At 67.9% G+C, this 14,064-nt stretch carries 10 protein-coding genes and 1 pseudogene; 3 read left to right on the top strand and 8 right to left on the bottom strand.

The genetic code is table 11. The features are described from left to right. The first annotated feature begins 397 nt into the window (after positions 1 to 397). Positions 398 to 3,256: an ATP-dependent Clp protease ATP-binding subunit gene (locus LGN17_RS29465; RefSeq protein WP_226200592.1), complete on the top strand. Its 2,859-nt coding sequence runs from the start codon at positions 398 to 400 to the stop codon at positions 3,254 to 3,256. Positions 3,257 to 3,381: 125 nt separating this feature from the next. Next, positions 3,382 to 5,661, top strand: coding sequence for an FdhF/YdeP family oxidoreductase (locus LGN17_RS29460; RefSeq protein ID WP_226200591.1), 2,280 nt, complete (start codon positions 3,382 to 3,384; stop codon positions 5,659 to 5,661). Positions 5,662 to 5,793: 132 nt separating this feature from the next. Here the strand turns inward: LGN17_RS29460 and LGN17_RS29455 are convergent, their stop codons facing one another. Beyond that, the gene (locus tag LGN17_RS29455; protein ID WP_226200590.1) at positions 5,794 to 7,215 is read right to left on the bottom strand and encodes a purine-cytosine permease family protein; all 1,422 of its coding nucleotides are present in this window, start codon (positions 7,213 to 7,215) and stop codon (positions 5,794 to 5,796) included. Between the two features lie 390 nt (positions 7,216 to 7,605). Between LGN17_RS29455 and LGN17_RS29450 the strand changes: the two genes are divergently transcribed. Beyond that, the gene (locus tag LGN17_RS29450) at positions 7,606 to 8,529 is read left to right on the top strand and encodes a LysR substrate-binding domain-containing protein (protein ID WP_226200589.1); all 924 of its coding nucleotides are present in this window, start codon (positions 7,606 to 7,608) and stop codon (positions 8,527 to 8,529) included. 59 nt (positions 8,530 to 8,588) lie between these two features. Here the strand turns inward: LGN17_RS29450 and argE are convergent, their stop codons facing one another. The 7 genes and pseudogenes from argE to LGN17_RS29415 all read right to left on the bottom strand — a co-directional run bounded on the left by argE (position 8,589) and on the right by LGN17_RS29415 (position 13,985). Continuing rightward, positions 8,589 to 9,752, bottom strand: coding sequence for an acetylornithine deacetylase (gene argE, locus LGN17_RS29445; RefSeq protein WP_226200587.1), 1,164 nt, complete (start codon positions 9,750 to 9,752; stop codon positions 8,589 to 8,591). Next, on the bottom strand, positions 9,745 to 10,422 hold the full coding sequence (locus LGN17_RS29440; protein ID WP_226200585.1) for a DUF1028 domain-containing protein: 678 nt from the start codon (positions 10,420 to 10,422) through the stop codon (positions 9,745 to 9,747). Before LGN17_RS29440 ends, argE begins: the two co-directional genes overlap by 8 nt. Positions 10,423 to 10,430: 8 nt before the next feature. Next, positions 10,431 to 10,868 (bottom strand): RidA family protein, encoded by a 438-nt coding sequence (locus tag LGN17_RS29435; RefSeq protein ID WP_226200584.1) that lies wholly within the window; start codon positions 10,866 to 10,868, stop codon positions 10,431 to 10,433. 75 nt (positions 10,869 to 10,943) lie between these two features. After that, a complete protein-coding gene (locus LGN17_RS29430; protein ID WP_226200582.1) occupies positions 10,944 to 12,284 on the bottom strand; it encodes a flavin-containing monooxygenase in 1,341 nt (446 codons plus the stop codon). Positions 12,285 to 12,539: 255 nt separating this feature from the next. Next, positions 12,540 to 12,752, bottom strand: a pseudogene (locus tag LGN17_RS29425) (ferritin-like family protein); the annotation flags it as partial. A 30-nt stretch (positions 12,753 to 12,782) separates the two neighbouring features. Beyond that, positions 12,783 to 13,457, bottom strand: coding sequence for a hypothetical protein (locus tag LGN17_RS29420; protein ID WP_226200580.1), 675 nt, complete (start codon positions 13,455 to 13,457; stop codon positions 12,783 to 12,785). Positions 13,458 to 13,553: 96 nt separating this feature from the next. Further along, positions 13,554 to 13,985, bottom strand: coding sequence for a hypothetical protein (locus LGN17_RS29415; protein ID WP_226200578.1), 432 nt, complete (start codon positions 13,983 to 13,985; stop codon positions 13,554 to 13,556). Positions 13,986 to 14,064 lie beyond the last annotated feature (79 nt).

Genomic DNA, 14,064 nt, shown 5'->3' with positions numbered 1-14,064 from the left:
CAGCCCGCTCCCGCGTCCTGCCATCACACGCCACGCTCGCCGCGCATGCCCGTGCCGCCGCGTGCCCGCCCGTCTGTACTCCTTGCCGCCCGGGCACGCGCGCATGCGAGGGTGCAATTCGCGGCCGGGCCGCGGCGGAACTGTGTCTTGGATGGCCTGCGCCGATTCGCTATTTTGAACGCAGTCGAAGCGATGCCGTGGGCTCCACCCGGCACGCACGCTTGCCGCCTTGACCGCGACCGTGCACGACGCCGGCGCGCGCTGCGTGACAGCACCGGCGCCGCCCGCGCGCCGCCGTGCCGCGCGTCGTGCGTTCGCGGTCGGAATGCGCCCAAGCGCCGCACCGCATCGGGACGTCACCCTTCGACCCACTTTCACCGACAGGAGCCAGACCACCATGCCCGCACTTTGCGATATCTGTCACGCCCGGCCGGCCGTCGCGCGCGCAACCGTGATGCAGGACGGCGAGCGCAAGACGATCTCGATCTGCGATTACCACTTCCGCCAGCTGATGCGGCATCAGAGCATGCTGAACCCGTTCGATTCGCTGCTGGGCGGTGGCGGCTCATCGTCGCTGTTCGGCGGGCTCGACGACGAAGCGCCGCTCGCCGCCGAGGTGCCGCGCGAATCGGTCGATCCGACCGACGCATTCAGCGAGCAGACGCTGGAGCTGCTGCAGCGCGCGGCCGAGAAGGCGCATGAGCTGCGCCGCAACGAGCTCGATTCCGAACACCTGCTTTACGCGCTCGCGGACACCGACGTGTGCGCCGCGCTGCTGAAGGAGCTGAAGCTGTCGCCGCAGGACATCCGGTCGTACATCGACGAGCATGCGCACACCGGCACGGCCGCCCCCGATGCGCCGCTCGACAAGCTGTCGATCTCGCCGCGCGTGAAGAAAGCCGTGCAATACGCGTTCCAGGCGTCGCGCGATCTCGGCCACTCGTATATCGGCCCCGAACACCTGCTGATCGGGCTCGCGTCGGTGCCGGACAGCGTCGCCGGCACGCTGCTGAAGAAATACGGCGTGACGCCCGAGGCGCTGCGCCAGAAAGTCGTGAAGGTGGTCGGCAAAGGCGCGGAAGACGGCCGCGTCGATGCGCCGACCGGCACGCCGAACCTCGACAAGTTTGGCCGCGACCTCACCGCGATCGCGCGCCAGGGCAAGCTCGACCCGGTGCTCGGCCGCGCGCAGGAAATCGAGAGCACGATCGAGGTGCTCGCGCGCCGCAAGAAGAACAACCCGGTGCTGATCGGCGAGCCGGGCGTCGGCAAGACGGCGATCGTCGAAGGGCTCGCGCAGCGGATCGTCAACGGCGACGTGCCCGAGGTGCTGCGCGACAAGCGGCTCGTCGAAGTCAACATCAACTCGATGGTGGCCGGCGCGAAGTATCGCGGCGAATTCGAGGAGCGCGCGAAGCAGCTGATCGACGAAGTCACCGCGAAGCAGGACGAACTGATCCTGTTCATCGACGAGCTGCACACGATCGTCGGCGCCGGCCAGGGCGGCGGCGAAGGCGGCCTCGATATCGCGAACGTGCTGAAGCCCGCGCTTGCGCGCGGCGAGCTGAGCCTGATCGGCGCGACGACGCTCAACGAATACCAGAAGTACATCGAGAAGGACGCCGCGCTCGAACGGCGCTTCCAGCCGGTGTTCGTGCCGGAGCCGAGCGTCGAGCAGACGATCGTGATCCTGCGCGGGCTGCGCGACAGCCTCGAGGCGCACCACCAGGTGACGTTCGCCGACGACGCATTCGTCGCGGCCGCGGAATTCGCCGATCGCTACATCACGTCGCGCTTCCTCCCCGACAAGGCGATCGACCTGATCGACCAGGCCGCCGCGCGCGTGCGGATCGGCGCCACGTCGCGCCCGGCCGACATCCAGGAAGGCGAAGCGCAGATCGCGCAGCTCAAGCGCGAGCAGGACTACGCAACGTCGCGCAAGCGCTTCGACGAAGCGAAGCAGTTCGAGGAGCAGATCAACGCGAAGCAGAAGACGGTCGATGAAAAGATGGAGGCGTGGCAGCGCAAGACCGGCTCCGAGACGCTGGAGGTGACGGTCGAATCGGTGGCCGAGGTCGTGTCGCGGCTGACCGGCATTCCCGTGTCCGAACTCACGCAGGAAGAACGCCAGAAGCTGCTGAAGATGGAAGAGCAACTGCGCGAGCGCGTGGTCGGTCAGAGCGATGCCGTGGTCGCCGTCAGCGACGCGGTGCGGCTGTCGCGCGCGGGGCTCGGCCAGACGCACCGGCCGATCGCGACGTTCCTGTTCCTCGGGCCGACGGGCGTCGGCAAGACCGAGCTCGCGAAGGCGCTCGCCGAGACCGTGTTCGGCGACGAGCAGGCGATCATCCGCATCGACATGTCCGAGTACATGGAGCGGCACGCGGTCGCGCGGCTGATCGGCGCGCCGCCCGGCTACGTCGGCTACGACGAAGGCGGCCAGCTCACCGAACGCGTGCGGCGCCGCCCGTACAGCGTGATCCTGCTCGACGAGATCGAGAAGGCGCATCCGGACGTCTACAACGTGCTGCTGCAAGTGTTCGACGACGGCCGCCTGACCGACGGCAAGGGCCGCGTGGTCGACTTCAGCAACACGATCATCATCGCGACGAGCAACCTCGGCGCCGCGATCATCATGGACAACCTCACGCAACCGGAAGCCGCGCGCAAGACCGACAAGGCGATCCGCGAGGAGCTGATGCAGGTGCTGAAGGGCCATTTCCGTCCCGAGTTCCTGAACCGGATCGACGAGGTGATCGTCTTCCATGCGCTGTCGAAGGAGAACATCCGCGCGATCGTGCAGATCCAGCTCGACCGCGTGGTGCGCACGGCCGCCGCGCAGGACATCACGCTCGTGATGGGCGATGCGCTCGTCGAACACCTGACCGAAGCCGGCTACCAGCCGGAGTTCGGCGCACGCGAGCTGAAGCGCCAGATCCGCCAGACCATCGAGACCAAGCTCGCGAAGGAGATCCTCGCCGACCGGCTGAAGTCCGGCGACCGCGTCGAAGTCGACTACGACAAGGCCAGCGACGAAGTGAAGTTCAACAGCCTCGCCGCGCCGGAAGCGAAGGACACGAAGGACGCGAAGGACGCGAAGAAGGACGCCGGCGGCAACGCGAAACCGAACGGCAAGGCGGCCAAGGCAGGCGACGATGCGAAGACGGGCGACACGCCTGCCGACGCGCCGCCGCCCGCACCCGCCGCGAAACCGTCCGGCAAGAAGCCGTCCGGCGCGAAGAAGGCGGCGCACTGAAACCCCGCGTGCCCCGCACGCCCGGAGCACGCATGACCGGCTCCGTCCACCGGACGGAGCCGCCCCACGCCGCGACACGGCGCAAACCGAGCCGCCCGCATCGGGACCGGCTGATGGAGATTCACATGACAAATCGACGCGAAGTGCCAGGCATCAGGAAGTACGACGGGCCCGCAGGTGGTTGGGGCGCGCTTCGCGCGACAGCCGATGCGGTGCGCACGCAGATGGAAACCATCGAGGCGCCGATCGTGCTGATGCGGACCAACCAGCCCGACGGCTTCGACTGCCCCGGCTGTGCGTGGCCCGACAAGGAACACAAGTCGACGTTCCAGTTCTGCGAGAACGGCGCGAAGGCCGTCACGTGGGAAGCGACGACCAAGCGCGTGACGCCCGAGTTCTTCGCGGCGAACACCGTGTCGTCGCTGCTGCGCATGTCGGACTACGAGCTGGAGAACATGGGCCGGCTCACGCACCCGCTCGTCTACGATCGCGCGACCGACACGTTCCGTGCGATCGAATGGGACGATGCGTTCGCGCGCATCGGTGAAGTGCTGCGCGCGCTGCCGCCCGACCAGGTCGAGTTCTATACGTCCGGCCGCGCATCGAACGAAGCCGCGTACCTGTACCAGCTGTTCGCGCGCGAGCTCGGCACCAACAACTTCCCCGACTGCTCGAACATGTGCCACGAGCCGACCAGCGTCGGCCTGCCGCAGTCGATCGGCATCGGCAAGGGCACCGTATCGCTGGAGGACTTCGACCACTGCGAGCTGATCATCTCGATCGGCCACAACCCGGGCACGAACCACCCGCGGATGATGGGCACGCTGCACGAGTGCTCCCGGCGCAACGTGCCGATCATCGTGTTCAACCCGCTGCGCGAGCGCGCGCTCGAACGCTTCGCCGATCCGCAGGACATGATCGAGATGGCGTCGTTCGGCTCGACGCGGATCGCGTCGACGTACTACCAGGTCGACGCCGGCGGCGACGCGGCCGCGCTGAAGGGCATCATGAAGGCGCTGCTGCAGCTGGAAGCCGAACGCGGCGACGTGCTCGACCGCGAATTCATCGCGCAGCATACCGACGGCTTCGATGCGTTCTCGGCCGACCTCGTCGCCACGTCGTGGGACGACATCGAGCGCGCAAGCGGACTCAGCCAGGCGCAGCTCGAACAGGTCGCGCTCGCCTACGCCAAGTCGAACGCGACGATCGTCACGTACGGGATGGGCGTCACGCAGCACAACAAGGGCACGGCAACCGTGCGCCTGATCGCCGACCTGCTGCTGATGCGCGGCAACATCGGCAAGCCCGGCGCCGGCGTGTGCCCGCTGCGCGGCCATTCGAACGTCCAGGGCAACCGCACGGTCGGCATCACCGAGAAGCCGTCGGCCGAGTTCCTGAAGAAGATCGAGGACGTGTGCGGCTTCACGCCGCCCGCGCATCACGGGCATGACGCCGTGCAGGCGATGCAGGCGATGATCGACGGCACCGCGAAGGCGTTGCTGTGCCTCGGCGGCAACTTCGCGGTCGCGCTGCCCGATCCGGAGCAGTCGTTCCCGGCGATGGCGAAGCTCGACCTGAGCGTGCATCTCGGCACCAAACTGAACCGCTCGCACCTGCTGGTCGCGAAGGAAACCTTCGTCCTGCCGGTGCTCGGCCGCACCGAGCTCGACATGCAGGCCACCGGCCGGCAGTCGATCACCGTCGAGGATTCGATGTCGATGGTTCACGCGTCGGCCGGCAAGCTCAAGCCGGCGTCCGACCAGTTGCGCTCGGAGCCTGCGATCGTCGCGGGGATCGCGCATGCGACGCTGCCGGCGAGCAAGGTCGCATGGCTCGACCTGATTGCCGACTACGACCGCATCCGCGACCTGATCGACCGCACGGTGCCCGGTTTCGAGGCGTTCAACGAGCGCATCCGCACGCCGGGCGGCTTCCGCCTGCCGCTGCCGCCCACCGAGCGCGTGTGGCCGACGCCGACCGGCAAGGCGATGTTCTCGGTCTACAAGGGCGTGAAGGAGGATGCCGACGTGCTCGGCGCCGAGCAGGTGCTGCGGCTGATCACGCTGCGCAGCCACGACCAGTACAACACGACGATCTACGGGCTCGACGACCGCTATCGCGGCGTGTTCGGGCGGCGCGACGTGCTGTTCATGAACCCGGCGGATCTCGCGAAGTACGGGCTCGAACACGGCGACCTCGTCGACATCGAAACGATCACCGCGTCGGGCCGCACGCTGCGTCTCGAGAAGATCACCGCGATCGAGTACGACATCGCGCCGGGGTCGGTCGGCGCGTACTACCCGGAAGCGAACGTGCTCGTGCCGCTCGACTACATCGACAAGGAAAGCGGCACGCCGTCGTACAAGTCGGTGCCGGTGCGCGTCGCGCGCTCGGCGGTCGTGTGATGCGCGGGCAGGCTCGCGGCGCGTCGCCGGCCGCGAGCCTGCCCTCGTCATGCCGAAACGCTTCCACGGGCCGCCGCACCGCCACCGATGCGGTGGCCCGACGCTTCCTGCTCCGCGTCGAAAACGCCCCGCTTACCGCGCCGCCGTCGGCGGCATCGTCGCGCCCGTCTGCCGGCGCCGATACGCGCTGTCGCGCGTCGCGAGCCAGTAGTACAGCGGCGACGTCAGCGCGAGCCCCACGAGCCACGACAGGTCCGCGCCGCCGAGATGCGCGGGAATCGGGCCCGCATACATCGGCGTGTTCATGAACGGAATCTGCACGAGGATGCCGATCGCATACGCGAGCAGCGCCTGCGGGTTGAAGCGGCCGTAGATCCCGCCATCGGCCATGAAGATCGACTGGATGTCGTACTTGCCCTTGTGGATCACGTAGAAGTCGATCAGGTTGATCGCCGTCCACGGCACCAGCACGACCAGCAGCGCGAGCACCAGATCGACGAGGTTGCCGACGAAGTTCGTCGACGCGCCGATCGCCGCGTAGCAGCACGCGACGAAGATCACGACCGACACCACCGCACGCGCCCTGGCGGTCGGAATCCACTTGTACGCGAACGTCTGCACCGACGTGATCACCGCGAGCACCGCGCCGTACAGGTTCAGCGCGTTGTGGCTGATCACGCTCAGCAGGAACAGCACGAGCATCAGCGGGCCGAGCGGGCCGGTCGCCTGCTTGACCGCATCCATCGCGTCCGCGCCGGCCGGCACCGCGAGCACCGCGACCGCGCCGAAGATGAAAGCGAGCGTCGAGCCGATCGTGCAGCCGAGGTAGGTCGCCCAGAACGTCGACGCCACGCCGACGTTTTCCGGCAGATAGCGCGAATAGTCCGACACGTACGGCGCGAACGCGATCTGCCACAACGCCGACAGCGACACCGTCGCGAGCCATCCGGCGAAGTCGAAGCCGCCGCGCGTCAGGAAATCGTCGGTGCTCACGTGCGTGAGGATCATCCAGAAGCCGACCAGGATCCCGATGCCGAGCACCCACGTGCCGATCCGGTTCAGGATATGGATGAACCGGTAGCCGACGATGCCGATCAATCCCGAGCCCACCGCGCCGATCACGATGCCGACGGGCACCGGCACCGACGACGCGATGCCGTGCACCGACTTGCCGGCAAGCACGATGTTCGATGCGAAGAAGCCGACGTACATCACGGCCGCGATCACGGTCACGAGCAGCGCGCCCCACGAACCGAACTGCGCGCGGCTCTGGATCATCTGCGGGATGCCCATCTGCGGCCCCTGCGCCGAATGCAGCGCCATCAGCACGCCGCCGACCGCCTGACCGACGACGATCGCGACGATGCCCCACATCAGGTTCAGGTGGAAGAGCTGCACGCCGAGCGCGCCGGTCACGATCGGCAGCGGCGCGATGTTGCCGCCGAACCAGAGCGTAAACAGGTCGCGCACCTTGCCGTGGCGCTCCGCGGGCGGCACGTAGCCGATCGTGTGCTTCTCTATCATCGGGGACGCGTTGCGGTCCACGTTCGTCATGGTGAGGTCTCCTGTCCTGCGCGGCGATGCGCGCTTGCCGTGTCAGCCGGCGCGCGTTGGGGTACGCGCCTGCAATCGGGTCCGGATACGCGAGCGACGCCGCACCGCTTGCATGCGCGGCGGTGTCGAACGAAGCGGACGATGCGCATGCGGGGACGGATGCCTTGTCCCGCCAGTGCGTGCGCGGCCTCGCCGTGATCCAGGCTGGAAACGATGGTGCGCCACGACCATCGCGACCGGAAAATACTAAAAATATTTCCGGGACATACGAAAAAGCTCTGCAGCGGAAATATCGGCGCCGGCAGGCTTTCGGGTAAGGTGCTACGCAAAACCATGGACAGATTGCGCCCGCGGCGGCAGGCACGCCGGGGCCGTGCATCAGAGGTGCTTGTGGCTCACTACACTTTGCGGCAGCTGAAATACTTCGTGACGACGGTGGAATCGGGCAGCGTCGCCGAGGCCTCGCGCCAGCTCTTCATCGCGCAGCCGTCGATCTCCAGCGCGATCAAGGGTCTGGAGGAAAGCTTCGGCGTGAAGCTGTTCATCCGCCATCACGCGCAGGGCGTGTCGTTGACGCCGAGCGGCACGCGCTTCTACCGGAAAGCGCAGGAGCTGCTGCGCATCGCGCACGAATTCGAACAGAACGCGCTTGCCGACAACGACGTGATCACCGGGCAAATCGACATCGGCTGCTTCGAGACGGTCGCGCCGCTCTATCTGCCGCAACTGATCGCGGGCTTTCGCGAGCGCTACCCGGGCGTCAACATCCGGCTGCGCGACGGCGACCAGCAGGAACTCGTGCAGGGTCTGACGTCCGGCACGTTCGATCTCGCGCTCATGTACGACCACGATCTCGACGGCACGATCGAGACCGAGCCGCTGATGCCGCCGCAACAGCCCTACGTGCTGCTGCCGGAGCACCACCGGTTCGCAGGCCAGGCGCACGTATCGCTGCGCGACCTCTGTGTGGAGCCGATGATCCTGCTCGACGTGCAGCCGAGCCGCACGTATTTCGTCAGCCTGTTTCATGAACTCGGGCTCACGCCGAACATCGTGTTCGGGTCGCCGTCGATCGAGATGGTGCGCGGGATGGTCGGCCAGGGGTTCGGCTTCTCGCTGCTCGTCACGCGCCCGCATTCCGACTACACGTACGACGGCCAGCGGGTCGTGACGATCGGCCTCAGCGAAACGGTGAGCCCGTCGGGGCTCGTGAGCGCGCGGCTGAAGCGCGGGCAACTCACGAAGCAGGCGCAGTCGTTCGTCGACTTCTGCCGCGAGCGGCTCGCGCGGATCGTCGCGGAATCGGCACGGTAAGGAACAGGAAAACGCACGCGCCGCGGGATGCGGTGCGTGCGGGTCGGCCGCTCGGCGGTTCAGGCGGCCGCAGCGAGATGCGCGGCCAGACGCCCCAGCATTGCGTCGCAGCCGTGGAGCTGGTCGAGCGTGACGAACTCGTCGGGCTTGTGCCCCTGGTCCATGCTGCCGGGCCCGCACACCACGGCCGGAATGCCGGCCTGGCCGAACAGCCCGCCCTCGGTGCCGAACGCCACCGTGCCGAATGCGTCGGAGCCGGTCAGCATCGCGAGCAGGCGTGCGGCCTCGCTGTCCGGCGCGGTCGCGAGCCCCGGATACGCGCCCAGCGGCTGCAGCCGGATGTCGGTATCGGGCTGCACCGCGCGCATCCTCGGCAACAGTTCGGATTCCGCATAGTCCTGCAACTTCCTCGGCACGTCGTGCGCATCGAAATCCGGCAGCGCCCGCACCTCGAAATCGAATTCGCAGTCGGCCGGCACGATGTTCAGCGCGCGGCCGCCCTTGATCAGCCCTGTCTGCACGGTCGAGAACGGCGGGTCGAATCGTGCGTCGTGCCGTTCGGGCCGCGCGAGCGCCGCACCGATCTCGCCGAGCCGGCCGATCAGCTTCGCCGCATAGTCGATCGCGTTGACGCCCGACGGCGCGTACGCGGAGTGGCACGCCGCGCCCTTCACGTGGCAGCGCATCGCGAGCTTGCCCTTGTGACCGAGCACCGGCTTCAGTTCGGTCGGCTCCCCGATCAGGCACAGGCGCGGCCGGTGCTCGCGCGCGGCAAGTTCCGCGAGCATCGGCCGCACGCCGACACAGCCGACTTCCTCGTCGTACGAGAACGCGAGATGCACCGGCAGGCTCAGCGGCCGTGCGACGAACGCCGGCACGGCCGCGAGCACCGACGCGATGAAGCCCTTCATGTCGGCCGTGCCGCGCCCGTACAGGCGGCCGTCGCGCTCGGTCAGCCGGAACGGCTCGACCGTCCACGCCTGCCCGTCGACCGGCACCACGTCGGTATGGCCCGACAGCGCGATGCCGCCGCGATCGCGCGGCCCGATCGTCGCGTACAGGCTCGCCTTCGTGCGTTCCGCGTTGTAGAACAGCTCGCTCTCGACACCAAAACCCGCGAGATAGTCGCGGATGAAGCCGATCATCTCGAGGTTCGAATCACGGCTGACCGTCGCGAAACCGATCAGCCGTTCGAGCAATGTGCGGCTCGATGTGTCATTCATCGCCCGGCACTCCGTAGCTCGGCGCGGCGGTCGGGTTCAGCGCGCGCGTCTGATAGTCCTGCATCTGCGGCCGATAAGCCCGCCACAGCGCGTCGAGCTGCCCGATCGGATCGGCATCGGCCCAGTCGACGCGCAGGTCGACGATCGGCCAGGTCACGTCGCCGGCCACCTTCAGCGCCGCCGAATGCACCGGCCCCGCCTCGCCGCCGGCCGCCATCGCCGCATGCATCGCGGCCAGCAGGCGATCCGCGAGCAGGCCGGGCGCCTGTTCGAAGGCACGCGCCATCGCGTCGATCACGGCCGGCGCGGCCAGCAGGTTGCCGGCCGCCACGCACTGTTCGCCGCGCACCGCGTGATGCGTGCCGAGCGCTTCCTTGCCGGTGAAGCACGCCGTCTGCCCCTGCCCGTCGATCACCGTGACCTGCCGGTACTGGCTCCAGCCGTTCGCGCTGAGCGCACGGTCGAGCGCCGCGCCGGGCGCCAGCTGTTCGTGCTCGACCAGGTCGAGGATCTGGGGCCCAAGCGCCGGCAGCGTGATGTTCTGCGTCGCGACGGCGCCGACGCCTGCGCGCACCCACGGGCAGCGCGCGCCCACCGCGATGCTCGACGAGCTGATCGCGATACCGAGCTGGCCCGTCTCCGGGCAACGCCCGACGATCGAGAAAGTCATGTCGCCTCCTATGCGCGGTTCGGCTGCCAGTTGTCCGGGATCACGGCGATCACATCGATTTCCATCAGCCATTGCGGCTGGCCGAGCGCGGACACGACGAGCCCCGTCGAGATCGGATACACGCCCTTCAGCCACTTGCCGACTTCCTGGTACACGGGCTCGCGATAGCGCGGGTCGATCAGGTAGGTCGTCGTCTTCACGATGTGCGTGAGGTCGCTGCCGGCTTCCTCCAGCAGTTGCTTGACGTTCTTCATCGCCTGCCCGGCCTGCGCGCGCGCGTCGCCGAGGCCGATCAGGTTGCCGTCGAAATCAGTGCCGACCTGGCCGCGCACGTAGACGGTATTGCCCGCCCGCACGGCCTGGCACAGGTCGTTGTCGAGCGTCTGGTTCGGGTAGGTATCCTTCGTGTTGAACATGCGGATACGGGTATGGGTGGGTTGGCTCATCGAAATCCTTCGGTCGTCAGAGGTCACGCCGCCGCACCGGATGCACAGCCGGTGCGGCAGGCGGCATGGGTTCGGTCAGTTCACCGCGACGGCAAGCGGCTGTGTGTCGGCGTGCGCCGCGACGCCTTCCTGCTCCGCGTGCGAGGCCAAGCGGCGCTGCGATGCATGGTGATATGCGAGGTAGGTGCGCTGGATCGCGATGTGATCGGCGATGTGCCGCGCGTCATGCCACACGCCCCAGATGAAGCTGGAGCCGCGCCGCGACAGCCACGGCAGCCCGAGGAAATAGAGGCCCGGCTCCTTCGACACGCCGCGCTGGTGCTGCGGCTTGCCGTTGTCGGCGAACGCGTCGACCTTCAGCCAGTCGTAGTCGACCGCGTAGCCGGTCGCCCAGATGATCGACGTGACGCCCGCGCCGGCAAGGTCGAGCGCGAGGATCGGATGCGCGACGCAGTCGGGGTTCGGCAGGATGCGGCGCGCGTCGGGCTCTTCCGGCAGGTCGAGGCCGTTGCGTGCCGCATAGGCATCGGCGGCGTCGAGCAGCGACAGGTAGTTCTCGTCGCCGCGTGCGAGATTGATCGCCAGGTCGCGTTCGAACACGGCCACGCCGCCGTCGAACGACTTCGTCAGCCCGACGAGCGTGACGCCCTGGTGCGCCAGCTTGCGGAAATCCACGGTATGGCCGCCGCGCGCGCCGCTCACCGCGATCGTCACGTGTTCGCGGCCTGGAGTCGCGACTTCCTTGTCCCATTCGCCGAGCACGCCGAGCCACCAGCAGAAGTCGCGGCCGCGATATGCACGCGGCGGCCGATCGTGCGGGCCGACCGACAGGTACACCTGCCGGCCCGCGCGCTGCAGCTCGTCGGCGATCTGCACGCCTGACGACCCCGCGCCGACCACCAGCACCGCACCGTCCGGAAGCTGGCCCGGGTTGCGATAGTCGGCGGAATGGAGCTGCACGAGGCGCGCATCGTCCGGCGCGATCGGCGGAATCACCGGGCGCTGGAACGGCCCGGTCGCGACGACCACGCGGTTCGCCTCGATCGTGCCGTCGGACGTCTCGACGATGAAACCCGGCTTGCCCGTATTGCGTACGACGTTCTTCACTTCGACGCCGGTGCGGATCGGCGCGTCGATCTTGCGCGCATACGCTTCGAAGTAGTCCGCGACCTGGTCTTTCGACGCGAACGCGTCGGGATCGAGGCCATCGAATTCGAGGCCGGGGAAGCGGTCGTGCCACGCGGGGCCGTTCGCGACCAGCGAATCCCAGCGCCCCGTGCGCCAGCGTTCGGCGATGCGGCTGCGCTCCAGCACGAGATGCGGCACGCCCAGCTTGCCCAGGTGCTCGCTCATGGCCACGCCGGCCTGACCGGCGCCGACGACGAGCGTATCGATTGAGGTTGTTTCGACTGCCACGGCTGTCTCCTTCTGAAGTGCGGCTCGATGCGACGCGCGTGCTGTCGCATGAGCTGGAATGGAGACATTCTGCTGATACACCGCCGGGGGCGAAACGATGATTTTTGTCGTTGTTGATGAACAAAAAGCTGGGGGTGAAGCGCGAATGACCGCGCCGGGCGTCGCCCATTGCAGGTGCCCGCCGTCCCCGCCGCCCGGATGGCGGCCCCCGCCTGCCGGCCCGGCGCGCATGTCCCGCGCCGGGCGTCGTCGCGCCTACGCCTGCGGATTCACGTTGCGGAAACGCGGGCCGTAAAACACCGGCTTCGACAGATCCGTATAGCTTCGCAGGTACGCGAACTCGTCCGGGTACAGCGTGTCCAGCCGCGCGAGCGCGGCCGGCGGCACCGGGTGGCGCAGGATGTTGAAGCACGATAGCCCCCGCAGATCCACCATGCCGTGCACGGCCGCGCCGAGCGACTTCCACGCGCCTATGCCCTCCGGTTTGCTTTTGCCATCCTAAGCAACAGGACCGTTCTTATTGCGCAGGCGATCTTTCAACGACACCTCTGCGAGTGCAGCGCGATCGCTCAACGCGTAGAACGCCAGCATGCTGACGAGCATCGCAACGGCCACGCCGTTCGTGTCCCAACGCAGCCCCATGCCGAACGCCAATGCCTTGATCGCGCTCATGCCGAGTGCCATGACGAGCAACATCGCCGCCAATTCAAGCGCGACCCGAACCGGAGCCCGAACCCGAGCGCGTACCGTGCTGCGCCGATGCCCGGCCTTGCGGTCGACCTCGCGCCGGATCAACAGCGCCAGCATGGCCAGCATCGACATCGGAAACCATTGGAGATGGAGCACGAGCGAATCCCACATGGCGCCGACATCGAGCGTTCCGCCGCAGACGTCGAGGATGGCATCCAGCGGGGAGCGCATCGCATCGAGCGTCAAGCCCGTGCAGATCGCGGCCATGCACCACAGCATCGACCGGCGCGCGCACCTGCCGGGCGCGCCGCTGCTCGTCGAGTAGCCGGCGATGCCGCAGGCAATCGCGCCGATGCCGTTCCATATCCAGCTGGAAGGCGCGCCGTGCAGCCGGGTCGGCAAGTCGCACGTCAGGAAACCGAGGAACGCGAACGCGAGCCCGCCGCGCACGCGTTCGGACCTCGAAAGCATGGCGATGCGCACGGGCCCGATCCCGGCGCCCGCGCGGATCGCGTCCGTCGCCGTCGGAGGACGCCCGGCCGTGCCGGCCGGCTGTGCAGTCGGAGCAGTCATGGCCGTTCAGGCGGGATCTCTCATCACCGCGTACCACGAGCACACCACACCGGCCGGCGCGACGCCGCCGTCGCCGCTCGCATGCGGAACCGTGCGGACGATCGAACCGGTCAGCGCCGGACGCTGATCGACGCCATTGGGCCAGGGCGCGCTCACGTACCCGACATAGTCGTAGACCCATTCCTCGCCGCTAACCACGCCGCGCCCCTGGAATCGCACCGTGCCGGGATTCCCGTAGCTGGTCCAGCCGTTGAGCTGCAGTTCCCATCCCGGGCCGAAAATGCGCCCCTTGAAAATGCCCGCCGGCGCCTGCGCGATCTCGATCGTGCCGAGGCCGAATTCAAGGTCGTTGAATGCGGTCGCAGGATCGGGATCGTTCAGGAAACTGCGATAAGTCCACAGCCCCGCCAGGCTGCCGGTTTCGGGTGAGTAGCTCATGCCCGCGTCTCCCCTTCATGTCCACGTTGTCGACGTACCGCGGTGAACCGGCGCCGGGCAACGGCGCCGGTTCGTCACG

The organism is Burkholderia sp. AU30280, from assembly GCF_020420125.1.
Lineage (GTDB): Bacteria > Pseudomonadota > Gammaproteobacteria > Burkholderiales > Burkholderiaceae > Burkholderia.
This window is presented reverse-complemented; position numbering and strand designations above follow the sequence as displayed.